Origin of the sequence: Vibrio sp. 10N.222.49.C9 (genome assembly GCF_041474985.1) — a bacterium.
In the GTDB taxonomy this organism is placed as follows: domain Bacteria; phylum Pseudomonadota; class Gammaproteobacteria; order Enterobacterales; family Vibrionaceae; genus Vibrio; species Vibrio crassostreae_C.
In genome coordinates this window covers 77,269-101,062 of record NZ_JBFRVD010000029.1, presented here as the reverse complement: position 1 = coordinate 101,062, position 23,794 = coordinate 77,269, and the positions used below count along the sequence as shown (strand labels likewise).

Here is a 23,794-nt window from a genome sequence, read left to right as displayed (position 1 = left end):
TATGACATCTATTTTAGAGGCGTGACGTAATGAAAAATAGCGAGTAATATTAACTATAACTGTAAGGAAAACTTACCAATGAAAAAACTCGTTCCGCTTAAATCCGTTTATGCTTTCATTGCTGTTGCTGAGACTGGCAGCATGACCGACGCCGCGCGGGTATTGTACGTCAGTCACTCTGCGGTAAGCCAAGCGATAAAGTCGTTAGAACAACTGGTCAACAAGCCTCTGTTTCAACGAGTCGGTCGTCGTGTTGTTCTTAATGCCGCAGGTAAGCGATATTACCGCAAAGTTGCTCCCGCACTTGAGCAAGTGATAGAGGCGACCGAAGAGCTTGCCAGAACGCCTAACGACCACCGCATTACCCTCAACATGGTCAATTCGCTAGCGATGCACTGGTGGATCCCACGAGTTCCCGACTTCCAAGCCTTCGCTCCCTCACTTGATATCCGCATTTCGACGCTAACTGGCCCTTTCGATATCGAGCAGGAAGGGGTCGATGTTGCGCTTGTACATGGCAAACCCAACGAGTGGGAACAATATTACAGCGAGAAACTGGGCGACGATGACCTAGTCTTGGTGTGTAGCCCTACGATATTAAAAAACCAGACCGGATTGAGCGTCGAACAACTCGTCAAACAAAACCCGACCATTGGCGTTTTTAACCTCAGGCGACAACACGACTGGCAAGTGTGGTGCGACAATTACCAAATCCCAATGCCCACATTCCATAGCAACCTGACATTCGATGTCTCCATTCAAGCGGTGCAAGCTTCAATTCGTTCGTTAGGCGTACTAGTAACGCATCGCTTGTTTGTGAAAGATGATATCAGCCATGGGATGCTTGTCGAACTGGGTAAACCGGTTGCTAACCCGCACCAAGATTTTTACTTTGTTTGCCCAAAAAACAAATTAAAACAAGAAAGTGTGCTAAAACTGAGAACATGGTTAAGACATGAATTCACACGCTCAGAGACAGCACTGAACGATGACATTCAAGAGCAAGACCAAACTATCAATCAATAAGCGAGTGACAGCTCAGCAAGCTTACAAGAGGCCATTATGATTATTACCACCACACAATCAGTCGAAGGCAAGCGCATTGTCGATTACAAAGGGGTTATTGCCGGAGAAGCCATTCTAGGGGTGAACGTTTTCAAAGATATGTTTTCAGGAATTCGTGACTTTGTGGGTGGACGTTCTGGCACCTACGAGAAAGAACTGGAAAAAGCACGTAACTACGCGTTCAAAGAGTTAGAACAGAAAGCGATTGAAGCGGGTGCCAACGCGGTGGTAGGCGTAGATATTGATTACGAAGTCTTGGGAACAGGTAATGGCATGTTGATGGTCTCTGCTAGTGGCACGGCAGTGGTGGTTGCTTAACTGAATCACTCGCTAAATCATGCGATTACCTAGAAAAACGCCCCTTAGCTGAATCGCTAGCTAAGGGGCGTTATTGTATTCGCTGCCAAACTAGGCTTGAATATCTCTAACTCGCACGATCTTCTGGCTCAGAAATCATGGCATCAAAAGAGGCAATTCGAGCCAAAAACTCTTTTCTATCTTTAGGCATAATTGAGCTTGCCATTGGTAAGTTCGCCTTCATCGCATCGACGGCGCGACCACGAACCAATACCTCAAAGTGCAAGTGCGGGCCAGTAATACGACCAGTAGCACCCGATAGCGCAATTTTCTGACCTCGCTTAATTTGCTGACCTTTCTTAACTAAGAAGCGGCTCAAGTGAAGATAACGCGTCGTATATACGCTGTTGTGTTCAATCACCAAATATTTACCAGCATACGGGTGGTCACGAAGTGCCACCACTCGACCATCACCAGTTGAGTAGATAGGTGAACCAACAGGTGTCGCAAAGTCGGTACCATTGTGCGGTGAGATTCGCCCAGTTACTGGGTGTCTTCGTGTCGGATTGAACGAAGAAGTGATTCTTCGGAATTTTCTGTCGACTGGGTATCTATCAAAGGCTTGCTCTAGACTATTTCCCTCTCTGTCATAAAAAAGACCATCTGGTGCTAGAAAAGCTGCGACTTCTCGGTTTCTTAATTGAATTGAGATACCTTGAATTTCTGTTTTACCCGTTAGGTGATCATCCGTGTACTGCTCTTTGACCAATACATTGAAGCTATCACCAGCTCTCAGCTCTCGAGCGAAGTTGACTTTGTCTTTTAGTGTGCGGGTGATATTGGCTATCTGGTTAGTAGTTAACCCCGCTTTGTAGGCTGACGTTGAAAAGCTACCGTGAACACTACCCGCATAGAGTTTTTCTTTCCATTCGCCTGGGATCTCGTGGAATTTATAGGTGAAGCTACCATCATCGTTTCGAGTAAAGGCTGCTTGCTCAACCAAACTCTCGTGATAAATCAGCTCCACAAGCTGTTTTGAGTCACTATCCAAAAGCAACTCTAGATGGTCACCAGGTTTTATTGTGTCGAGTTTCAAAGACTCCAGATCCGCTTCCATCACCTTTTGAACGGTTCCATATGGCAGTTGCCATGACGAAAAGATGTTGCTTAGCGTATCGCCAACTTTCACAAAATAATGGACCTTAACCAAAGAGTTGGGAGTCGCTTGCGAGTCGATGACTTCCTTATCATTAGGTTGAGAACCTTGGTAAGGTGTTATTTTGATAGAGATTTCTGGTGCTGGTTTGGAGTGAAAAGAGAGCAAAGCAGCAAGGGAAAATGCGCTGATCGCAGTAACGATCAGACCTATACGGAGGAACTTCATAAAATACTTAGCGGTTATAACGAGGAACTTAGAAAGTGTTATAACATAACAATTAAATCAAAAAAATAAATGAAATGTAAGAAACCATAGCGCGATAGGTGTGAAAGTATGGTGAGCATGCAAAGCCCACCACCTTAGTTAACACGGATCTTTACCTCATATTACTCTTCACGAAGTACTTCGAAGCGTTCTAAGCCTCGCAGCATCTCAAAGTCCGGCTCTTCAGTTAGCAGCTCTCTCATGGACCCACTGGCTTCAATAGCGCGCTCTAAGTCATCGATAGCTTGACCTTCTGCCCCTAATCGAGCATAGGCGCAAGCACGTTGATACAAGGCATGAGCATTTTGGTCATCGACTTCTAATACACGGTTACAAAGACTCATTGCCCAGTGGTATTCCTGTATATCCATAGCAGCGTCAGCTTTGGCAGTAAGTGCTTCTAAATCTCCAGGACGAACCTTCAGTATTTCATCGTAGATTTCAATTTTTTGCTCTGCCGTTTGTGCGTTCTGTGCTCTCAACCATAGGTTATGAATCTCATTGATAATTTCAATTTCGCGGTTGTTGTCGGAAATGATTCTGGTCTTGCGCTTAAGATCCCGTTCAAGAACATTAAACTTCTTCTCATAGTCTTGAGCGATAGAATTAAGTCGCTTATCAGCCATGTCTTGAGTTGTGTGTTTAAGCTCTTTGATGGATTGCCAACCCACCAGCGCGATAAGAGAGGCCACACCAGCAATAATGTAGAAGAAGTAGGTTACGGTTACATTGGCGTAATTCAGAGACTTGTCTGCCACAGTCAGTTCCCGGTCAGTCATCTGAATGGTCAAGCGTCTTTCAAGATCCTGCTGTTCCATTCGAAGCTGCTTCAACTCATCCAAGATATAGCGTTCCATCAGCGGTCTATCCAAATACTCTTGTTCCGAGTACTTAACATCTTCGCTTGCAAAACTCATCGTGCTGAACACCGAGATAACTGCAACCAATAAGATTCGAAGCATTATACATTCCTTATATGTTTATATTTAGACTAACTGTATCTCGTAATAGGCATACAAGCTAGGAAGTCGACAAGTTTGCTATGTCCATATTGGAATTAACACTCTAAAACATCATTGATAATTATAAAACACCTGAAGCAACATCATTAATTTCTAAATTATAAAAATACCGCGTAATACTGTTCTATATGATTAATTCGCGATGCGAATATACCGAAAAATGGTTTATTGCATCGAGATGAATCTTATATTAATAACGATCAGAACGAGGTTAATTTGAATAATCCACGATACGATTTAGTAAGCCGTGTACTGCACTGGGTAATGGCTTCTGTAATCATCTATGCAACAATCACAGGGTATGTGATGCACTATGTCACCAATCATCCAGAGCTGTTTTCTTTTCTGTCAATGCTCAACATGTCATTGGCGACCGTTGCGACACCATTGCTTGTGGTTCGTTATATCTGGAGCCACTTTCGCTCGTCGCCAAGCATGCCAACCTCTGTGCCTGAAGGGCAAAAATGCGTTGCCAAGCTTGCACACTCTTTGATGTATCTTGTGATGTTTATGGTTTTCAGCACCGGCTACTTAATGCTAAAAGAACCGTACTCTTTATTTTGGTTAGTGAGCGTAAATAATCTAATTACCGACTCTGCAATCAACGGCTTCTTTTTCTATTTCCATCGTGCCAGTTGTATTGCCCTAGCCTGTTTAATTGTGCTGCATATCAGTGCCGCACTTAAACACCACTTTGTCTCTAGGAACTATGTATTGAAGATGATGCTCTAGATTCAGAGAATTCAACACGGTTTGCACAAACAAAAAAGCCATAGCATGTTCGCTATGGCTTTCTTATTTCAATTTGATTACTTGGTTTGAGTATCAATCATCACTTGCCAGTATTCACATTTAGCCAAGAACTCTTTTAAATAAAGCTCTGGGTTAGCAAGTTTCTCACCGCCTTTAACATCAGCACCAGTCACACGCCAAAAGCCACGAGTGACCAAGTTTCGATGATAAATAAAATCGTTGAGTTCATTAGCCTTCAAAGGAAGTTGTTCACCAAACGTATTTTCGTAGCGGCTCAGAGTCGAGGCTTGTTCACTTGGCTTCTCCCTTAAAAAGGTATCCAAATCCAAACCTAATGACTGTTGCTGCTCTTTTGATAGGGCTTTAGCTAATTTAGAGATCACACTGAACAGAGCCAACTCAACTTTTTGAGACGCTAATAACGATGCGCCTAAAAGCGCATGTTCGTTGGAAATATGTTGTTCTGTTGATGAAACGGTTGCTGTTGTCACTGTGTTAACCTCAAATAATCATAACGGGTGTTACTGAACTGGATAGAGTCTTTTCACTAAGCTGAATCTTATTCTTGTCATTAAGAAGAATCTTGCAGCTAAGCAGAGCCTTTCAACTAAGCAGAATCTTTTAGCAGAACGCGGTCAGCATCAATAATGGTGAAGCCCGATGCATCTTCATTCTTTTCGACTTGCACTAAACCTTTAAAACCAATCTGCGACAGCTTCTTCGCAAGTTGATCTGGTGCTGTTTCAAAAACAACATTCATAAAAGGTAAAGACTCAGTATCAACAAAACCATGCTCGTTAAACAGTTCCATTGCTTGAGATAAATGGTCTGAGTCGGTTAATTCGATAATTTCTACAACTTCTTCCAACAACATTTTCGATTCCATATTCGCCAGAAAGTGACTGACACAAGCCGGTTCTTTTTGCTTGCATACATCCCGATGCCCTAAGACACCCCTTTAGTAGTAGGGAGATCATAACATATTAATAATCGTAAAATATGTTTTATTTTCCCTAAGCTACTGGGAATACTAGAAAAGAATAGAAATTGGTGAAACATAAGCAACACCAATTCATAGTATCGATAACGGTAAACCTGATTTGAGGTGATCAGGCAACCGTTACTTGAGAATCGCCCGTTTCTACAATCGATTCTTGTAACAAGCCAGCATAAATACCATTGTGTGCCACCAGCTGTTGATGATTACCTTGCTCAACAATTTCACCCTTTTCCAACACCAAAATCGTATCTGAGTGACGAACGGTACTCAAACGGTGTGCAATCGCAATCACGGTTTTTTCCTTGAAAAGGCGCTGCATTGCTTTTTGAATCAGGTCTTCAGTGATTGAATCTACCGAACTGGTCGCCTCATCAAGCATCATCAATTGACCGCCCTGTGCAACCGCTCTAGCGAACGAGATAAGCTGCGTTTGCCCTACAGACAAGTTAGAGCCGTTCTTTTCCAAGTGGAAGTCATAACCTTGTGGCAATTGTTCAATAAACTTATCGGCATAAACATAGCGCGCCGCCTGTTCAACCTCAGTTCTAGATAGATGCGTTTTGCCCAGCGCGATATTGAATTGGATGGTCTCTTCAAATAAGTGCACGTCTTGCATCATCATTGAGAACAAATGAGCAGAGTCTTCACTAGAGATCTGCGACAGCTCTATTCCATTCAGTAGAATGCTGCCTTCATAGTCTTGGTAGGTTTTAGAGATTAGACGCAGAATCGTCGACTTGCCCGACCCCGTCGAACCCACAAGCGCGATTTGATGCCCTTTCTCCAGTACGAACGAAACATTCTTTAGAACGTAGGGAGAATCGTCTTTGTAACGGAAGCTCACGTTCTTAAACTCCAGGCTCACAAACTGTTCGAGCTGTTTTTCAACCTTGCTCGATGGCAGCAGGTTACGCCCTTCCTCTTCAGTCGGCTCAACAAACAGCTCTTCAATATGGTCAAACGCTGCAAATGAACTCTGAATCGAAGCGATCTGCGAAGTAAAGTCACGGATCGGAACAAACACTTTCTCTAAGGTGTTGATGAATGCGATCAACACACCCAAGGTGAGTGCCCCTTCTATCACTTGCTCAGAGCCATACCAGATCATAATTGCGATCGTGATTGAGGTGATGCCAGAGATAAATGAGAACAAAATCGCATCGTATTTATTGATTTTCTTCTGCGCTCTCAGAAACTCATCAGTATAGCCTTGGTAGCGTTGTTCGACTTGCTCTTCCGCTCGATACATCTGAACGGTTTTCATACCAAATAGTACTTCTTGTAAAAAGCCAATACCACGAGCGAGCGAAGAACGAGTCACCTTATACAAAGCACGAAGTCGGTTTCTCACATACACCGTCAAATACATCACTGGCGGCATGATAATCAACACAATCATCGTTAACTGCCAGTCAATGAAGAACATCATCACCAACAGAGCAATGGTATTGATGCTGTCTTTAACTAGACCTACAACCGACTGAACAAATGTCTCGCCGATGGTTTCCAAGTCACTGGTTAATCGTGAAAGCGTGACACCAATCGGTGTGTTATCAAAATAGCTGCGTGGCAGTTTGAGCACGCGAGCAAACAACACTGAGCGCATGTCAGTTATCGTGTATTGCCCGGTTTTACGTAGGTTGTACGAATAGGTGGTATCCACCACATAGCTCGCCACCAGCACGGCAACGAGATAGAAGACGTACTCGAGCAGTCCATCCATATCCCCGTGACTCAGGTGAACATCGATCACTTGAATGATCAGCCAAGGGAACAACAAGCTCGTGATGACAGAAAGAGGAAGCATAGCGATGCCCAGAATCGCAGAGCCTTTGTATTTCTTAGCAAACTTAAAAAAGTGCTTGAGGTACTTGAGATCAACACGTTTTAACATGCTGCTGCCTCCGTTTCATTCTGCTGTAGTTGCCATGTATCGTAATAGTAATCACAGGTTTTCAATAACGTGGCGTGGTCGCCCTTCGCGATCACTTTACCTTCGTTCAACACGATGACTTCATCCATATATTCAAGGGCATTAACGCGGTGTGAAACCACAAGAACCGATTGATTTTCCAAACGTTTAAACAAACCTTCCAAGATCTTACGTTCTGTTTCATAGTCGACAGCCGATAGAACGTTATCCATGATGATCAGGTCGGTGGGTTGCAATAAAGCACGCGCAATACTTAAGCGCTGCTTCTGACCACCTGACAACATGATCCCTTTCTCACCGACTAAGGTTTGATCGCCGTGTTCAAAACGTGTCACATCACTAGCCAACTGGCTGAGCTCTAGCACTTCATCAACCTGACTCTTTGCCAAATCGGTATCTAGGCTACCAAAGCGGATATTGTCTTCGACGGTTGCTGAAAACAGGTAAGGGTCTTGAGTCACGGTTTTCACGTAACGGCGTAAGTCACTGCGTGAGAAGCTAGTGACATCTCTTTCACCAAGGAAAACAGAACCTTGTGGTACATCCAAGTGGTGGTTTAAGCAGTTCACTAATGTCGTTTTACCCGCTCCGATCCCGCCTAACACACCCACTTTCTTACCTGTTGGAATATCAAAGCTGATGTCATCGAGAATCACGCGTTCTTCACCTGAATAGCTGAAGCTGAGGTTGCGAACAGAAAACGTTTTTCCCTTCAGTGATTCAACATCTAGTTCAGTCAGCTTATCTTCATCAAGCTCCGGGACTTTGGCATTAAGAATGGTTTGTGCACTTTGAATACCTACCATGCCACGCTGATAAATGGTCGCGATTCTGCCAAGTTGCATCAATGGCATAGCGAGCAAAACCGAGTAAGTCAGAAAGGCGGTAATCTCACCAAGTGTGAGTTCCTGTCTCATTAACATGTAGCCACCAAGCCCAAGAATGATGATTTTCATCAGGTCATTGGCGTAGTCGAGTACCGGCATAAAGAAGACTTGAATGCGTGTAATTTTAAGGCGGCATTCAAGCAATAACTGGTTCAGCTTTTCAGTTTCGGCTTTCACCCAAGGTGACATCTGCTGGCTCTTAATGAGATCAATCCCAGACAGGTAACTCATTAGCTGAGCAGACAGGTTTTGTAGACGCTTCATGTGCTCTAAATGCAGTATTTTCATACGCTTGAAGCCCACACGGAAAATCACAAAAGCGATTGAGATAGGAATGATCGAATACAGTGTGAGTTCTGGCGATATGCGCCACATGTAAAGAGGCGTCAACGACAACGCAAGTAAGGCATTGAAGAACTGCAAGAAGCCGACACCAAACAGCAGTCGAATGCCACTAAGGTCATTGTTGATAATCGAGATCAGTCGACCCGAAGCAAAGCGTTCGTGAAAGCTGCTCGGTAAGCGATTCAACTTTTGTAGAAGTGTACTTTTAAGTGCGGCCTCTGTAATTCGCCCCGGATTAAGCGCATAGATACGAGACAGAATTCTCACCACCACCATGGCAACCGACATCCCGACCACAATCCAAACATAGGTTTGAAGCTGTTGGTGGCCAGTTGAAGAGGCATCATCAATCAAATCTATCGCCAATTGGATATAACGAGGGATCTCTACTTGTAACCAGTTGACGAGAAAGATGAACACAATCGCCAATAAGTACGAGGTGCGATTCATGCGCAGATAATGGGCAATAAACTGTCTTTTATTCATAGTATTCTTTGTTTAGGGCAGGCTCACAGCGAGATTTAACGATATAACCGGGCAGTTAAGCTAGATAGGTTCATCGCTGAGGTAAAGATACATCAAAAACACTTAGTTGACAATATCAACCATATTCAATAATTAGTTTCGGGTATTAAGTTTTAGCATTGCTAGAAACAACTTTGCCGCCAAAAGTGGCGGCAAATAAATAGCTTAGCAGGCTAGTATTGATAACGGCTAAAGCATCTCTTTGGCAATCAAATGCAGCAAAAAGGTTTCACGTTCAATACTCATGCCCTTCTTAGGGCTCTCTGCCATGGTCTTTTCGTTATGAGCGATCGCTTCATGGATATTCATCCACACCGGTTTCATCCCGTTTTTCACTTCATAATCTTCGTAAGCCGTTTCACCAAGCTCACGATCGATCTTGCATGAGTAGCAGTAAGAAATCATGTGCATCATGTCTGCATCATCTTTGTACCAAGGACGAAACTCTTCAAAAATGCCGAACGGCTTGATGCTATGGATATTCTTCGCGCCAGTCTCTTCTTCGAGTTCACGAACCATACCTGCGATCACATCTTCCCCTTCATCCAAACCACCACCAGGAATGGTGTAGTCGTGATAACGCTCTGTATACAGCATCAGAATGTCTTCACCATCTAACACAATGGCACGGGCAGCGTTGCGCTTATAGACCGTTTTATTGTCTAGATGGTCGATATCAGGATGGATGGTTGTTTTTAGGTGTCTCATGATTCTGACTGCTCTACTGAATTTGGCGGCATCATATCATAATCATCAATAGATTCGAGGTTCACAACCGCTAACCAGAACGGATCGGACGGAGATATTCCTACGGTAACTTGAATCCACTTAGCTTGATCTAACACTCAAAAAGTCGTTAAACATGAAGAAATATCAACCTATTTCAATATCTTGACCAAATTAGGACAACCTTTTCTGAAATCTAAAATATACTAATTTCATAGAGCTTCTCATTTGGTTCTGTAGAACTTAACGCATTCGATTATAGAGTTATCACGTAGGAGATAGACATGAAGAAAATTGGTTTGATGGCTGTATGTGCCGTTGTATTAGGCGGTTGTGCAAACGACTATGCAGAATATAGCGAGGGCCAACGTGTTTCAGTCGCTAACCCAGCAGCGGTTTATTGTGTTCAACAAGACGGTGAATTAGACACGGTTACTGAAAACAATCAGCGTACAACTTACTGTGTATTCGATGACGGCGAGCGCATTGAACAGTGGGAGTACTACCGCAATAACCATGAGCAAGATTCAGAAAACCAAAGTTAATCACTGTAAAAAAACACATGAGCCTTCTGGCACAATGTTATGGGCGATGATTACGTTCAAGCGGTTAAAAACATCGCTGAAGAAGGCACTGAACTTCTAGCTTTTGGCATCACGAGAAAGAAATAATCACCTATCGCCACCAGCGATGTGTGTGATCCGATTCCGGATCTAAATAACGATTCAATAAAGTCAGGTTAGTATCTAGTAGAGCTAGGTATTCCCTGACTTTTTTTACATCGGTACCCACTGAAGTCTGCTGGATACAGCGCTCCAATGCTGGGAGTAAACTCTCCACAATGTCAAAGTCAGATGAACGCCCAACGAGCTCTTTGGCAGTGATCAATGCTTCCAAAGACAGTCTTTCTGGCTCTCGTCTAACCAACTCTAAATCTCGCTTAAATGCGCCCGCACAAACACCTTCAAGATAAACTCGGTAGGTCGTCAGTACGTCCATCAACAGAAACAATTGCCCCTGAGCACTTTGATGTGGGTATGGCACCGCAACATGAGCCTCCAACCTGCGATCTATTTGCTGCTCTACCCCAAGTGCGGAACACTTCTCGATGAGAACTTTAAGCAAACCTTGCTCGCCCATGAGCGATTGAATCTCGAATATACGTTGTAAATGGTAGTCATTCGAAACGAATGTCACTTGCACACTTTGCCCGCGAGTAAACAGCCCGCTTGCAATCATCTCTGAGGCCAAGTTCTGTATGTTCTCGACAGTGTTGGTCGAGTGCTGCTCGAGCAAAATCGCCCCTAAAGAAAACGGATGTTCACGCTGCTTTTCAAGCTTTCTAAAGTACTGGTGCATCGCGTCGGCTTCAGACAGTGTTTGCCCTTTTGTTAGCCCACCACAAAATGCTACCGCAGTTTGCTGATTCGACTCTTCTACCAAAGGCTCCGCCAGATACTCAACCAAAGCATCAACTCGACTGATTCCTTCATCAGTCAATTTATTCTCATTAAGTCGCTTACCCAGCACAATAAGGAGGTGATTAATGCTCATTTTATGTTCAAGTCTCGTTTTGGGGATTAGATGGAGTGAATTATCTATACAATACTTGTTAACAAAAGTATTTTGAAATTCTTATATGTTGCTCGCAATAATGCTCACTATTGATAGCGACATCTTAGGTAATACAAGAATAAACGTGTCGCTTTACAGCAAACATAGCACGCTCTTGTATTTCATCGCTCTATGCTTGTTAGCACTAGTCGATAAAAGAGCCCTTTCAATCAATGAATACGCTCTATCGCATAACTGTTTCACCCACAGAACAGGTTCACTCAAAGAAGTGCAACTAACCAAATACAAATTTTACACAGAGTTCGTCCATCGAACCGTCTTCACAGGAAGTTACTATGCTGTCTATTTTTGATATCTACAAAATTGGGGTTGGACCATCCAGCTCCCACACAAATGGACCAATGATCGCTGGGTTTAACTTTACCCAAAAAATTGATGCTCAGCTTAGGCAAGTGAAGCGTATTCAAATCGACTTATACGGCTCGTTATCATTGACGGGTATTGGTCACCACACAGACAGAGCGACCTTGTTAGGTTTGCTAGGTAACCGCCCCGACACCATTAAAATCACCAGTGCTAACCAAGCAATGCGTAAGGCGATTGAAGATAAATCTCTATTGGTTAGCGGTAATCATGAAATTTATTTCGATGTAGAAAGCGATCTGCTCTTCCACAAGACCAACCTTCCGCTGCATGAAAATGGTATGACTATCTCTGCCTTTAACGAAAGCGGCAGCCTTCTGGATATGGAAACCTACTACTCGATTGGTGGTGGCTTTATCGCAACCGCTGATGAGCTACAAAACGGCAAACAGGAAGCAGAAACTCAAGTTGAGTTCCCTTTCTCTTCTGCTGATCAGTTGCTTGAACTATCCGAACAACAAGGACTGAGCCTTGGTGGCTTAATTCTACGTAACGAAGTTTCATTCCAAGGTATGGATGTGATTGACCAGAAAGCCGACCAAATTTGGAAGGTGATGTCTCTGTGTATGCAGCGTGGCTTTGACACGGAAGGCATCCTTGATGGCGGCCTAGAAGTCACTCGTCGAGCACCTGCTCTGCTTAAAAAGCTTGAAGCGAATGCCTCGATTGAAAACGATCCAATGGAGATCATGGATTGGATTAACCTATTTGCCTTTGCCGTGAGTGAAGAGAATGCAGCGGGCGGTCAGGTCGTGACATCACCTACCAACGGTGCAGCTGGGGTTATTCCTGCGGTATTGATGTACTACCATCGTTTCATCAAGGAGCTAGACACCAAGCAGCTTAAAGACTTCTTGGCAGTCTCTGGCGCAATCGGCATCTTATACAAAACCAACGCTTCGATTTCTGGCGCAGAGGTAGGTTGTCAGGGTGAAGTCGGCGTTTCTTCATCAATGGCCGCAGCAGGCCTAACTGCCCTACGTGGTGGTAGCAACGAACAGATTTGTATTGCCGCTGAGATCGCGATGGAACACTCACTGGGCATGACATGCGATCCGATCGGTGGCCTTGTTCAGGTGCCATGTATCGAACGTAACGCAATGGGTGCAATGAAAGCCATCAATGCATCGCGCATGGCGTTGAAACGTACCAGCAAGTGTCTTATCTCGTTAGACAAGGTTATCGAGACCATGTATCAAACAGGTAAAGACATGAACAAGAAGTACCGTGAAACTTCTCTAGGCGGCCTGGCCGTGATTCACATGGCACCCCCGTGTGAGTAACAGACAGGAACACGAGTAGAGAAAGCCTCTATAGAGACGGCATTCTTGTAAACTTAGTTTTCAATATCTCAACAAAGCCAGCCACCAAGCTGGCTTTTTTATTGGCTAAAGCCCAGCAGACAATTGAAAGTGATACTCACTCAAAATAACTTATAGAATGACTACCTCTAACTTTCCCTTTATTAGTTCATTACTTAGCCACAAATGATGATGGCTAAATTTCATACCGCCATGCATCCACTTGCAAAATCTAACGTTGCAAATCTCATTCATGAGAAATATGAATGCACTCATAAGAAAAGATATATCGAGTAAAGTTCTGTTTGGGACAGATGTTTCAGTTTATGTATTACTACTAATGATATTATAATCGGGTAATTACACTACATATTAATACAAACGTGAGAATAAAATAATGTGGAATAGATTAAACAAATCAATGATGTTCTGCCAAATGATGTTCGGACTTTCGTTCTATGGCGTCATGGTGATCTTGACTCGTTTCTTCCTTGAAGATCTGAACTACAATGAAGCCGACACCATGATGGTTGTTGGTGCTTTCTCTGCAATCGGACCGCTATTTGCTATCGCAGGTGGCTTTATCGCCGACAAGTTTTTAGGCGCTTACCGATCTTTAACCATTGCCTTCCTAGGGTTCGCAAGTGGTTACGTTCTACTGGTACTTGGTGCAGCAGCAACCAATGTTCCGATGGCATTATGTGGTATTGCGTTAGCAAGTTATGCACGTGGTTTGATGTCCCCCTCTTACCCAAGTCTTTACAAACGCACGTTCAAAACTCAAGAAGATTTTGAGAACTGCTACCCAATCAACTACTCAGTAAACAATATTGGTGCTCTGTTAGGCCAATACCTGTTCCCAATGCTAGTACTTGTTGTTGGTTTCCACGGTGGTTTCCTTCTTTCAGCGGTGCTAGCCGGTGCTGCGCTTCTGATGATGATCTTTGTTCGCAAAGGCCTTGTTGAAGCAAGTGCTGAAATCGACCAAAAACCAGTAAGCACTAAAAACTGGGCAGCGTTCCTTGGTCTTTCTGCAGCAATGATCGGCTTGGTATTCTTCATGTTCTCTAACATGGATATTGGCCAAAACATCGTGTACGCAATCGGTGGTGCAGCGATCATCTACTTTGTCTCTTTGATGATGAAATCGAAGAAATCAGACATGCTAAAAATGGGGACTATCTTAATCATCACATTCCTGACGACATGTTTCTTCGTGTACTACGGTCAGATGATGACTTCGATGACAATGGTAGCGATCAACACAATGCGTGGCGATCTATTTGGTTTCATCCCTGTCGCACCTGAAGCTTCAATGGCAATGAACCCACTATGGTGTATGGTTGCTGGCCCTATCATCGCGGGTATCTTCTCTAACCTAGAAAAGAAAAACATTAACTTCTCAACTGCAACCAAAGTCGGTTTCTCTTTCATCCTTACGGCTATCGCTTTCGGTATCCTTACGATGGCAGTAACGACAGTTGGTGACGATATTCTGATCCGCCCAGAAGTCTTCCTAGCGATTCACTTCTTCCTAGCATTCGGTGAAGTGATTGTAGGTTCAATGGTTGTAGCCTTCATCCTGTCTGTTGCACCTAAGCACATTGAAAACTTCTCAGTAAGCTTGTTCTCTGTTGCTATCGCACTATCAGGCATTGTTGGCGCGGTATTCTCAACGTCTATTGCACTAGAGAAAGGTCAAGAGATCACACAAGAGATCGTGCAAACGGTTTACGGTGATTACTTCCAAATGCTGACTGTTCTTGCCGTCGTGATGGTAGGTATCGCAATGGCAGCATCGTTCATTATTCGTAAGATGCTAGAAGCTGCGAAAGCCGCTGAAGAAACGATTGAACTAGAGCAAGCAAACAGCTAATTCTGTTCGCTGAGTCAAACCAATCCTAAGAGCCCTTTAGTTTTCTAAAGGGCTCTTTTTTGTAGGATCTGTTTCTCAATAGGATCTGTCGTATAAGTTAGGTAGTACATGTGTAAATCAAAGTAAATGATAACTATTAGTATTGAGTGTTTTTTAGTTCAGGATTATGATGTGGAAATCCAAATCTAAGAGAGCCTTATATGAGCAAGCCTAGCCCTATCACATTAACCGTTACTCAAACCTCAACAATTACTCCAAACATGCAGCGCATAACGCTTAGCGGTGAGGGATTAAGTAAATACCCAACAGAATGTGCCGGCGGCTACATCAAGCTTTTATTCTCGCCACTTGGCACGACTGATTTAAGCCAGCTAAACGAAGGTGAGCGCCCAACCATGCGCACTTACACCATTCGTCAGTACAATCCTGTAGAGCAGTGGATTGAAGTTGATTTTGTTCGCCATATCACTACAGATTTGCAATGTGGTTTTGCGGCTCGATGGGCAATGAACGCAAAAGTGGGTGACACGGTTTCAGTGGCTGGCCCTGGTTTAATTCAGGGGCTTAACCTAGAGTCAGACTGGTTCTTCTTAGTTGCAGACATGACGTCCCTACCTGCGCTTTCTGCAAAAGTAAAAACGCTCCCAGAAACAGCGACTGGTCACGCTATCATTCAGATCAACTCAGCAGCAGATAAGCAGGTACTTGAGACTCCTCAAGGTATCAAAGTAACCTGGTTGATTGAAGATGAAACCTCAGAGTCACTTTCACAAACCGTGCGCAACACAGAATGGTTAGAAGGTCAGGTTTCAATATGGACAGCGTGTGAATTTGAAAGCATGCGTGAGCTAAGACAATACTTCCGCAACGAAAAAGAAGTCGCGAAAGAGAACATCTACATCAGCAGCTACTGGAAACGTGGTGTCACTGAAGATGGCCACAAAGTGTTGAAACAGCAAGATGCTCAAGATTTAGCGGGGTAAGTCTTTTACTACCTACAGCTTCTTACTAGATAAAGAGAAAACGCCCTTAACGAAGTTTGTTTCGCTAAGGGCGTTTTTTCATTTAACTTAATAGAGATACCTATTCACAAATCCCCAATCACTCAGGCGATCTTTTAAGTCAATGAGATAACTAAGCCAGCAATAATTAGAGATACGCCTACACCGCGAGTCGCGTGCCACTTTTCCTTTAAAAAGTAGATCCCCATCACTACGCCGAAAATGATACTCACTTGCCTAAGAGCAACAACCAAGCTGACATTTTCAGTCATGGTCATCGCAAACAGCACTAAGCCATAGGTCGAAGCCATCATAATGCCTGCAAGCGTGGCTTTCTTTCGCAGTATCCAAGCATTAGTAAACTCGATTCTTTGGTTGGTTACGAATAACCAAACACTCAACGGAATCACAATTGCCCAGAACTGGATACCTAGGTAGAAAATCGCGGTGTGCTTGTTAGTTATAACTGGTGTGCTCAAAGGATCGAGTAACAGAAGCGCTTCTTTATCAATGATGGAATAGCCCGTGGTACCAATGGCCGCGATTAACGCCCACAGTACGCCAAGGTTGAGATACGCTTTTAACCTAAGATCTGAAAACTTCTTAAGTGGTACAAACAAACAACCCAAGGTAATCAAGGTGAAGCCAAACCATTGATTAGGTGACAGCTCATAGCCTATCAACACCGTGCCTAAACCCACCATCAACACGGGCAGCGCTCGTGCCATCGGGTAAATCACCCCAATATCGGCCTGCTTGTAGGCTACACCTAAGCCGATTAAATAGATGATTTGGCAAATACCACTTAAAAGAAGTAGCTTCCAGAATAAAAGCGTGATATCCACAAAGCCGACACTGTAAATGAACCAAATCAAATAGGGAGTCAATATCGCAGCAGCGGCAAAGCCAGAGGCTAAGAAGAAAGACGAGCCCGATCCTTGATTCGATTTACCTAGAACGTTCCAACCCGCGTGAAGCAAAGCCGAAATAGTCACGATGACGATGGCAGAGAATTCCATTTCATTCCTAAATTATAGATGAATTAGCACAACGGCTGACAACAGGTGATAAAAAAAGGCCTCCGAATAAGAGACCTTTGAACTTTTCAATTGGGCAATCCTGCATAATTGCAGATATGCTAACGTTCTAACGTATGACTAGCGCTCTAGCTGCGCGATTGACTCAATACTGATCGCGTCATGACGCCAATACTCAATATCACAGTCAATCAGATCGCCGTTTTGATTGTAGTTAACACGCTCAACAACCATTGCAGGTGAGCCAGAAGTCGCACGCAGGGCTTGCGCTGTCTCGCCAAGTAAAGACGTTGTGCTCACTCGGTAACGGATCTTCTGATACACCACACCAAAGTGTTCGCGGTAGATGTCCGTCAACGATTTAGACAAGTCATAATCAAGCAAGTTAGGGAACAACTCTGGTCGAATGTAGTTGGTCACATACACAACCGGCCTATCTTCAAGATAACGAACTCTGTCTACTCGATAAACGTCCGAGAAAGGTTGTAACTCAAGAAGCCGAGTCGCCTCCTTGGTTGCTAACATTCCTTTCGCCGCCACCAACTCAGTTTTCGGCTGTCGATTCTGCGATAGAGCCATATTGGTGAAGTTCAGCGTTTGTGTTGGATCGTAACGAAGCGGCTCGGGAGAGATAAACCAACCACGTCGGTCTTCTCGATAAATGCGCCCTTCCGCTTCAAGTGAAGACAAGGCTTCGCGTAAGGTAACTCGAGTCGTATCAAACGATTCAGCCAGCTTACGTTCCGCAGGCAGCTTCTGTCGTGGTGTTAACATCCCCGACTCTATCTGCTCTACGATGACATCTTTGATTTTTACGTACTGCACTTCATTTCCTTTCATTCTTGTTCTTGTCGTCAGCCACTCCTTGGCCAACTGCAATATAAGTGGTTCGCTAGCGTTTACGCCAAGCTTGGGTGCGCTTATCGAATAACTTGTTGATTAGCATATGAATCAACTTCGCACTCGCTGCAGATATCATGATCATCACCGCCATCGCTGCTGCTGCACCGGTTTGACCTGCATCGTCCATATTCAGTACTGATACTGACGCTGGAATCGTATTGGTAGAATACAAGAATACTACCGCAGATGTCGTGGTAAGTGCATTAATAAACAGGTATGTCGCAATATCTAAAATCGCCGGCAGACAAACAGGTACCGTCACCTTAAAGAACAGCTTGTATTGCGGTAAGTTTACCGAAGCCGCTGTTGCTTCAATTTCGGAAGGCAGTTGTTTCAATGCCGTTAACGCCGTCATGTGCCCTACCGTGTAGTAGTGAACCACGGTATTAATCACCAAGAACGCCATCGTGCCATACAAGAAGTTAAGTGGGTTACTCAAATCATTGAAGTAGAAGATATAACCCAAACCCAGCACCATACCCGGAACGGCCATCGGAACAACGCTGAGCAATTGCATCGCTTGACGAACAGGCCCGAATGCGCGGCCTTTCTCAATGCAGTATGCCCCTAGGAAAATCAGAACAGTACCAATTATCGCAGTCCAAGCACCAAGCGTTAACGAGTTGAAGAATGGCGCCCAACCATAGGTACTCATTTCTGCAAAGTTATAGTTGTTTAGCGTCAGCGCTTTGTTCCAAGGCCAGAAGGTGACCATCGAACCGTATATCGCCATGCCCAACACGATAACCACAGCAGCAGAGATGATGGTGCAATAAAGGAAACATAAGCCATCACGCAGAGAGCTAGGTTCAGGTTGGTACGCGACAGAACGAGTATCAAACAAGCTCTTCTGTTTCTTTTGAACCCAGCGGTCAACGGTAAACGCAAGCAACGCAGGCAATAGCAGTAAGATACTGGTTACCGCACCCATAGAGAAGTTCTGTTGACCAACCACCTGCTTAAAGATGTCAGTCGATAACACGTTGTAGCTACCACCGATCACCTTTGGCACACCAAAGTCACAAACCACCAGCGTAAACACAACGATCAGGGTGCTGATCAAGCCGTATTTTGCCGCAGGTAACGTCACCATGAAAAAGGTTTTTAACGATGAAGTATTGAGTGCACGTGCTGCCTCATAAAGGCGAGCGTCAGAGGTTCTTAATGAGGTGGTCAGAATCATCAAGGCGTGTGGAAACGTCCAGAATATCAAGCCCAGTGAGATACCAATCAAGCCATAAACCGAGTTGCCACCTAAGACTTCTTTAGCGATACCTTGGTTACCAAATAGGAAGATAAGACTGATTGCAGGAAGCAGTGACGGAGCAAGAATAGGCGCAGAACCCAGCACTTGAAAAAGCCCCTTAAAAGGCATGCATGAACGAGTTAGCGCATAGGCATAACCAAACGCCAAGACGCCCACGACAACTGTCACTAGCAACCCAAGCGTGAAGGTATTGCCTACCGACTGCCATAAGCTTTGAGACGCAAAATACGTTGCGAAATTCTCTAAGCCTACAAATTCGCCATCTGCGTTCTGAACACTCTTTTTCAACATCGCCCACAGTGGCATCAGGAGAAACAACGTCATGACCACAGACAAAAAGGCCAACAGCCCAAATAGAATTACGTTGTCTTTGCTTAACCGAGCCAGAAAAGGTTGTACTCGTCGTTGAATTAGCAGCTTAGATTGCATCATTTGAGTCGATTCCATGATTGATTACGCCGCCTCGTCTTTCATCACTTGCAGGCTTTTCGATGAGTAAGCTCTAAGGCCTTCTTGATCAAACGCCACGTAACGAATATCACTGCGACGCAGCTTCAATCGGTTGAACTCTTTGACGGGTACATCAACGATGATCTCTTTCGCCGTTGAGTCATGTTGCAATTGACACTCAACACGATAAAACGCCCCTAAGAATTCGCTTGATACGATTCTCACTGGCAAGGATTCACTAAAACGATCAACAAACTGGATTTGCTCTGGACGAACGGCAATATCAAAAACATCACCCAGATTTGGCGTGAGATTATCTAAGCCAGGTAACGGCAGCATTGACTCAGCAATACGCATCTTGCCTTGAGCCGCAACAGAAGCTTGAATAAAGTTCATGCTACCAACAAACTCAGCCACAAAACGACTGACAGGTTTTTGGTAGATCTCTTGAGGAGCACCGACCTGCTCGATAACACCATGATTCATCACGACAATACGGTCTGCCATCGTTAACGCTTCATCTTGGTCGTGCGTCACCATAATAGTGGTGATACCCAATTTGCGTTGCAGTTGGCAGATCTCATCACGTAGGTGTGTTCTTACCTTCGCATCCAACGCAGAAAGCGGTTCATCGAGTAGCAACAAGCCTGGAGATAACGCCAATGCGCGAGCCAGAGCAACACGCTGCTGCTGTCCACCAGATAGCTGATTTGGAAATTTCTGACCAGACGTTGGTAAGCCAATGGTCTCTAACCAAGACTCAACCGTCTCAAGGGCTTCTTTGGTCGACATGCCTTGGTTTTTCAGACCAATCGCAATGTTTTCTTCCACAGTGAGATTTGGAAACAAAGCGTAAGATTGGAACACGATGCCAAAGTCGCGCTTTTCTGGTGGCAAGAAGGTCGTATCATTACCGTTCTGCTCAATAGAACCTGACGTTGGTAAGTCTAGGCCTGCAATCGCACGTAATAAGGTGGTTTTTCCACAGCCAGATGGGCCAAGGAAGCAGACGAACTCGCCTTTATCTATCGATAGGGAGATGTCTTTTAACGCTGTAAATTGGCCAAATTGCTTTACAACGTTTTCAATATTCAAATAAGTTTGGTTGCTCATACTACAGCACTCTCTATATGGTATATACCAAATTTATACTGAGAATATTGCAGTTGAGTGACAAATTTATAGAAGCTAAATGACAGTTATATTGCAGATATAATAAGCATTAAAAATTGCTATTTGTTCAACATTGAAAGTTAGTTCAACGTTGAAAGCCCTCAGTGACTTGCCCATAAATCACTGAGAGCCTCAATGTAAACTTCTAATTTAAACGCTAGATTAATCTATGATTCAACCTTGTCGGCTTTGCCCGCCGCACCTGCGAGTTTGGATAACTGTTTATCTAGCCACAATGGCGTGCTACCCGAATCTTCCGCGTTCTCTTTTCTTCGTACCGCATCACGCACTATCATCGCACCTACCCAACGGAATGGCTCTGGCGGGAAGTGTCCTAATGGGCCTTTAGTTAAACCGCTTCGCGTCCAAGCATTGTCGATATCGAGTACCATTGCTGACAAAATCTTCCCGCCCATACGGGTTTGAGCAACGCCATTTCCAGAGTAACCAAGCCCATAATAGATGTTGCTTTGGCCTTTTAGATTACCGAAAAATGGCAATCCGGCGACCGAACGATCTGAGCCGCCAGACCAGTTGTAATCGAATTCACTTTGTTCCAATTTAGGGAACAATTTTTGGAACGATTGATTGAGAATCGGTAGGTAGTTAGTCGTTTGGTTGAACATGCTTTCAACCTGATTCGCAAACGAGAATTTATTGCCGCCTTTGCCCAACATGAGTCGTCCGTCCTGGGTATCTCGGTAGTAGTGGACAAAGATACGCGAATCTACCACCGCCACCCCTTTCTCTGGGCCAAATTGCTTGAGCTTTTCCGGAATGGGCTTGGTCACCACCATATCTGAAGAGACAACCACAATGCTGCGTTTGAACTCTTTAAAGTGATCGAGCATCCACGCATTGAGTGCCAAAATCACTTTATCTGCAAATACGGAACCGCCTTTGGTTTGAATTCGAGCTGGGGAGCCATAATCGAGTGATGTCATCTCTGTGTTTTCGTGAATTTCGACACTCAGTTCGAGCGCGACTCGGCGCAAACCTCTCGCCAATAACGCTGGCTGCACACTACCCGCAGCTTCTGAGTAGTAACCCTCAATGTGGCGATCAGATCCCGCTTTATCAGCCAAAGAATTGTCGCACTTCTTCCAGCTATTGATACCCTGCTTAACCAGCTCATTAACAACAGGCTCCATTCCACCCTTTTGCGCTTCATTGGTCGCCGTGTAGTAAGTACCGCTTCGATATAGATGCGCGTCAATCTTGTGTTCGTTACAGAAGGCTTCAATCTCGTATATAACCTTTTCCGATTCCTTAACCAACCATTTCGCTTGTTCTTTTCCGTAGAGCTTTTTCAGCGTCGGATACTTAGTTGACCACGTCAGCATGCAACCGCCGTTCGCACTAGAAGCACCGCTACCACATAGACCTTTTTCAATCACGACAACATGCTTTTCGGGTTGCTGTTGTTTGATTAAAATCGCCGTCCATAAACCCGTATAGCCACCGCCAACAATGGCGATATCACAGTTGACGTCTTTTTGGAGCGACTTCGCCGAATCTAGCCCCTCATTGATGTTGCCAAACTCTTGTTCTAACGCTTGCTTGAACCAATATGAGTAGTGCTTTGTCATTTGTTGTACCTTACTTAAAACCTAAAGGCGTAAAACTAAAAAAGGAAGACCGAAGCCTTCCTTTACTGATCTCTAACTTCTAATGAGCTGCATATCTAATGACTACGTGTCTAATAAGCCATATATCTAATAAACCATGTGTCTAATAAGCTCGGTAGATAATTAACCAAGGAGCTCATGAACTAAAAAGCTCAGCAGATTAAGATTTTGGCTCTGATTTAGCGTCAAACTTCTCAGACCATGTTTTAAGAACGTCTGCACGTTCACTGCCCATGCGAGCGAAGTCCATTTTTGCCATGTTCTTTTCTACATTAGGGAAGTTCTCTGCTTTGCCTGTCACATCTTGGTGACCAACAACTGGGTACATTTCGATGTAAAGCTCATTTGCCGCTTTAGAAATAGACCAATCGATAACACGTTGTGCTGCATCAGAAGGCTTAACAAGGCCTACCGCTTCAGATTCCCAGCCGATGCCTTCAGGTGTAATCACTGAAAGTGGAGCGCCTTGAGTTTTCAGCTTAGCGCCACGGCTCGCCATAGAAATACCGATAGCGACTTCACCCATGCCCGCTTGAACACATGGCTTAGAACCTGAGTGCGTGTAGTGAGCAATATTTTGGTCTAGCTTCTGCATGTAGTTCCAACCTTGGTCTTCACCCATGTTTTGTAACCAAGCCGAAACCTGCATGTAGCCCGTACCAGAAGATGCTGGGTTTGGCATAGCAATGTGGCCTTTATAGATAGGCTTCGTCAGGTCATCCCAAGATTTAGGTGCAGGTAAGTTAAGTTGCTTAGCCACCACTTCGTTGAAACAAACTGCATTGAAGAATGCATCATTACCGTACCAAGCTTGAGTAGACTGTGGGTCGTTAAGGTTAGCGCGTAATGCTTCTACACCTTGAGGCATATAAGGTTTCAGGATGCCCTCTTCTTTAAGCAGTGCCATTGAAGAACCAGCAAGTCCCCAAACTACCTCTGCACGCGGGTTGTTTTTTTCGGCCAATAATTTTGCCGTCATGATCCCAGTTGAATCACGTACCCACTTGATGTTGATGTCTGGGTTTTCACTTTCAAATGCGTTTTTGTACTTCGCTAAAATGTCAGTTTCAAAAGCGGTGTAAACCGTCACTTCCTGTGCTGCATAAGCATTACCAGCCAATAGAGTAACTAAAGCTGCAAGTGATCCTTTCATAAAACGGTTTTTCATCATTTTCTCCAGTCAG

General features: G+C 44.3%; 21 protein-coding genes. 7 read left to right on the top strand and 14 right to left on the bottom strand.

The features are described 5' to 3' along the window. The first annotated feature begins 78 nt into the window (after nucleotides 1-78). Entirely contained in the window at nucleotides 79-1,026 is a 948-nt protein-coding gene (locus AB4585_RS13270) for a LysR substrate-binding domain-containing protein (RefSeq protein ID WP_017064800.1), read from the top strand. 36 nt (nucleotides 1,027-1,062) lie between these two features. Continuing rightward, nucleotides 1,063-1,383, top strand: coding sequence for a heavy metal-binding domain-containing protein (locus AB4585_RS13265; RefSeq protein WP_004730185.1), 321 nt, complete (start codon nucleotides 1,063-1,065; stop codon nucleotides 1,381-1,383). Nucleotides 1,384-1,489: 106 nt separating this feature from the next. Here the strand turns inward: AB4585_RS13265 and AB4585_RS13260 are convergent, their stop codons facing one another. Both AB4585_RS13260 and AB4585_RS13255 read right to left on the bottom strand, forming a co-directional pair. Continuing rightward, complete coding sequence (locus AB4585_RS13260; protein WP_017064801.1) at nucleotides 1,490-2,746, bottom strand: peptidoglycan DD-metalloendopeptidase family protein; 1,257 nt, start codon at nucleotides 2,744-2,746, stop codon at nucleotides 1,490-1,492. 161 nt (nucleotides 2,747-2,907) lie between these two features. Continuing rightward, entirely contained in the window at nucleotides 2,908-3,747 is an 840-nt protein-coding gene (locus AB4585_RS13255) for a tetratricopeptide repeat protein (protein ID WP_017067625.1), read from the bottom strand. A 276-nt stretch (nucleotides 3,748-4,023) separates the two neighbouring features. On the opposite strand from AB4585_RS13255, the gene AB4585_RS13250 reads away from it, so the two are divergent. Further along, on the top strand, nucleotides 4,024-4,539 hold the full coding sequence (locus AB4585_RS13250; RefSeq protein WP_372170025.1) for a cytochrome b: 516 nt from the start codon (nucleotides 4,024-4,026) through the stop codon (nucleotides 4,537-4,539). A 77-nt stretch (nucleotides 4,540-4,616) separates the two neighbouring features. On the opposite strand, the gene AB4585_RS13245 is transcribed toward AB4585_RS13250, so the two are convergent. The 5 genes from AB4585_RS13245 to AB4585_RS13225 form a co-directional block, all read right to left on the bottom strand. Beyond that, nucleotides 4,617-5,051, bottom strand: a complete 435-nt coding sequence (locus AB4585_RS13245; RefSeq protein ID WP_017064806.1) for a hypothetical protein — start codon at nucleotides 5,049-5,051, stop codon at nucleotides 4,617-4,619. Nucleotides 5,052-5,167: 116 nt separating this feature from the next. Next, nucleotides 5,168-5,434, bottom strand: a complete 267-nt coding sequence (locus AB4585_RS13240; protein WP_017067627.1) for a hypothetical protein — start codon at nucleotides 5,432-5,434, stop codon at nucleotides 5,168-5,170. 235 nt (nucleotides 5,435-5,669) lie between these two features. Continuing rightward, nucleotides 5,670-7,454 carry an ABC transporter ATP-binding protein gene (locus AB4585_RS13235; RefSeq protein ID WP_372170023.1) on the bottom strand — a complete coding sequence of 595 codons (1,785 nt, stop codon included), beginning with the start codon at nucleotides 7,452-7,454 and terminating at the stop codon, nucleotides 5,670-5,672. Further along, on the bottom strand, nucleotides 7,448-9,211 hold the full coding sequence (locus tag AB4585_RS13230; protein WP_102332038.1) for an ABC transporter ATP-binding protein: 1,764 nt from the start codon (nucleotides 9,209-9,211) through the stop codon (nucleotides 7,448-7,450). Before AB4585_RS13230 ends, AB4585_RS13235 begins: the two co-directional genes overlap by 7 nt. A 228-nt stretch (nucleotides 9,212-9,439) precedes the next feature. Next, entirely contained in the window at nucleotides 9,440-9,958 is a 519-nt protein-coding gene (locus tag AB4585_RS13225; RefSeq protein WP_017059522.1) for an NUDIX hydrolase, read from the bottom strand. A gap of 302 nt (nucleotides 9,959-10,260) precedes the next feature. On the opposite strand from AB4585_RS13225, the gene AB4585_RS13220 reads away from it, so the two are divergent. Continuing rightward, on the top strand, nucleotides 10,261-10,521 hold the full coding sequence (locus tag AB4585_RS13220; protein ID WP_017059521.1) for a DUF333 domain-containing protein: 261 nt from the start codon (nucleotides 10,261-10,263) through the stop codon (nucleotides 10,519-10,521). Between the two features lie 130 nt (nucleotides 10,522-10,651). Here AB4585_RS13220 and AB4585_RS13215 read toward each other — a convergent pair whose 3' ends face one another. Then, nucleotides 10,652-11,530: a YdcF family protein gene (locus tag AB4585_RS13215; protein WP_017064809.1), complete on the bottom strand. Its 879-nt coding sequence runs from the start codon at nucleotides 11,528-11,530 to the stop codon at nucleotides 10,652-10,654. Nucleotides 11,531-11,886: 356 nt separating this feature from the next. Between AB4585_RS13215 and AB4585_RS13210 the strand changes: the two genes are divergently transcribed. The 3 genes from AB4585_RS13210 to AB4585_RS13200 all read left to right on the top strand — a co-directional run bounded on the left by AB4585_RS13210 (nucleotide 11,887) and on the right by AB4585_RS13200 (nucleotide 16,134). After that, nucleotides 11,887-13,257 carry an L-serine ammonia-lyase gene (locus AB4585_RS13210; RefSeq protein ID WP_372170020.1) on the top strand — a complete coding sequence of 457 codons (1,371 nt, stop codon included), beginning with the start codon at nucleotides 11,887-11,889 and terminating at the stop codon, nucleotides 13,255-13,257. A gap of 415 nt (nucleotides 13,258-13,672) precedes the next feature. Then, the gene (locus AB4585_RS13205; protein ID WP_080582209.1) at nucleotides 13,673-15,151 is read left to right on the top strand and encodes a peptide MFS transporter; all 1,479 of its coding nucleotides are present in this window, start codon (nucleotides 13,673-13,675) and stop codon (nucleotides 15,149-15,151) included. A 200-nt stretch (nucleotides 15,152-15,351) separates the two neighbouring features. Continuing rightward, the gene (locus AB4585_RS13200) at nucleotides 15,352-16,134 is read left to right on the top strand and encodes a siderophore-interacting protein (protein WP_017070633.1); all 783 of its coding nucleotides are present in this window, start codon (nucleotides 15,352-15,354) and stop codon (nucleotides 16,132-16,134) included. Nucleotides 16,135-16,268: 134 nt separating this feature from the next. Here AB4585_RS13200 and AB4585_RS13195 read toward each other — a convergent pair whose 3' ends face one another. From AB4585_RS13195 to AB4585_RS13170, 6 genes are all read right to left on the bottom strand, one after another. Next, nucleotides 16,269-17,171, bottom strand: a complete 903-nt coding sequence (locus AB4585_RS13195) for a multidrug transporter (RefSeq protein ID WP_017059509.1) — start codon at nucleotides 17,169-17,171, stop codon at nucleotides 16,269-16,271. Nucleotides 17,172-17,309: 138 nt separating this feature from the next. Continuing rightward, complete coding sequence (phnR, locus tag AB4585_RS13190; protein ID WP_029235340.1) at nucleotides 17,310-18,014, bottom strand: phosphonate utilization transcriptional regulator PhnR; 705 nt, start codon at nucleotides 18,012-18,014, stop codon at nucleotides 17,310-17,312. A gap of 67 nt (nucleotides 18,015-18,081) precedes the next feature. After that, entirely contained in the window at nucleotides 18,082-19,791 is a 1,710-nt protein-coding gene (locus AB4585_RS13185) for a putative 2-aminoethylphosphonate ABC transporter permease subunit (RefSeq protein ID WP_372170018.1), read from the bottom strand. Between the two features lie 21 nt (nucleotides 19,792-19,812). After that, nucleotides 19,813-20,922, bottom strand: a complete 1,110-nt coding sequence (locus AB4585_RS13180) for a putative 2-aminoethylphosphonate ABC transporter ATP-binding protein (RefSeq protein ID WP_017067332.1) — start codon at nucleotides 20,920-20,922, stop codon at nucleotides 19,813-19,815. A 227-nt stretch (nucleotides 20,923-21,149) separates the two neighbouring features. Next, a complete protein-coding gene (locus AB4585_RS13175) occupies nucleotides 21,150-22,571 on the bottom strand; it encodes an FAD-dependent oxidoreductase (protein WP_372170016.1) in 1,422 nt (473 codons plus the stop codon). Nucleotides 22,572-22,770: 199 nt separating this feature from the next. After that, nucleotides 22,771-23,781, bottom strand: a complete 1,011-nt coding sequence (locus AB4585_RS13170; RefSeq protein ID WP_032545661.1) for a putative 2-aminoethylphosphonate ABC transporter substrate-binding protein — start codon at nucleotides 23,779-23,781, stop codon at nucleotides 22,771-22,773. Between the last annotated feature and the right edge of the window lie 13 nt (nucleotides 23,782-23,794).

Excerpts from the sequence above, each read along its gene's own strand:
- AB4585_RS13270 (WP_017064800.1), top strand. The coding sequence starts at position 79 with ATGAAAAAACTCGTTCCGCTTAAATCCGTTTATGCTTTCATTGCTGTT.
- AB4585_RS13265 (WP_004730185.1), top strand. The coding sequence starts at position 1,063 with ATGATTATTACCACCACACAATCAGTCGAAGGCAAGCGCATTGTCGAT.
- AB4585_RS13260 (WP_017064801.1), bottom strand. The coding sequence starts at position 2,746 with ATGAAGTTCCTCCGTATAGGTCTGATCGTTACTGCGATCAGCGCATTT.
- AB4585_RS13255 (WP_017067625.1), bottom strand. The coding sequence starts at position 3,747 with ATGCTTCGAATCTTATTGGTTGCAGTTATCTCGGTGTTCAGCACGATG.
- AB4585_RS13240 (WP_017067627.1), bottom strand. The coding sequence starts at position 5,434 with ATGTTGTTGGAAGAAGTTGTAGAAATTATCGAATTAACCGACTCAGAC.
- AB4585_RS13235 (WP_372170023.1), bottom strand. The coding sequence starts at position 7,454 with ATGTTAAAACGTGTTGATCTCAAGTACCTCAAGCACTTTTTTAAGTTT.
- AB4585_RS13230 (WP_102332038.1), bottom strand. The coding sequence starts at position 9,211 with ATGAATAAAAGACAGTTTATTGCCCATTATCTGCGCATGAATCGCACC.
- AB4585_RS13225 (WP_017059522.1), bottom strand. The coding sequence starts at position 9,958 with ATGAGACACCTAAAAACAACCATCCATCCTGATATCGACCATCTAGAC.
- AB4585_RS13220 (WP_017059521.1), top strand. The coding sequence starts at position 10,261 with ATGAAGAAAATTGGTTTGATGGCTGTATGTGCCGTTGTATTAGGCGGT.
- AB4585_RS13215 (WP_017064809.1), bottom strand. The coding sequence starts at position 11,530 with ATGAGCATTAATCACCTCCTTATTGTGCTGGGTAAGCGACTTAATGAG.
- AB4585_RS13210 (WP_372170020.1), top strand. The coding sequence starts at position 11,887 with ATGCTGTCTATTTTTGATATCTACAAAATTGGGGTTGGACCATCCAGC.
- AB4585_RS13205 (WP_080582209.1), top strand. The coding sequence starts at position 13,673 with ATGTGGAATAGATTAAACAAATCAATGATGTTCTGCCAAATGATGTTC.
- AB4585_RS13200 (WP_017070633.1), top strand. The coding sequence starts at position 15,352 with ATGAGCAAGCCTAGCCCTATCACATTAACCGTTACTCAAACCTCAACA.
- AB4585_RS13195 (WP_017059509.1), bottom strand. The coding sequence starts at position 17,171 with ATGGAATTCTCTGCCATCGTCATCGTGACTATTTCGGCTTTGCTTCAC.
- AB4585_RS13185 (WP_372170018.1), bottom strand. The coding sequence starts at position 19,791 with ATGATGCAATCTAAGCTGCTAATTCAACGACGAGTACAACCTTTTCTG.
- AB4585_RS13180 (WP_017067332.1), bottom strand. The coding sequence starts at position 20,922 with ATGAGCAACCAAACTTATTTGAATATTGAAAACGTTGTAAAGCAATTT.
- AB4585_RS13175 (WP_372170016.1), bottom strand. The coding sequence starts at position 22,571 with ATGACAAAGCACTACTCATATTGGTTCAAGCAAGCGTTAGAACAAGAG.
- AB4585_RS13170 (WP_032545661.1), bottom strand. The coding sequence starts at position 23,781 with ATGATGAAAAACCGTTTTATGAAAGGATCACTTGCAGCTTTAGTTACT.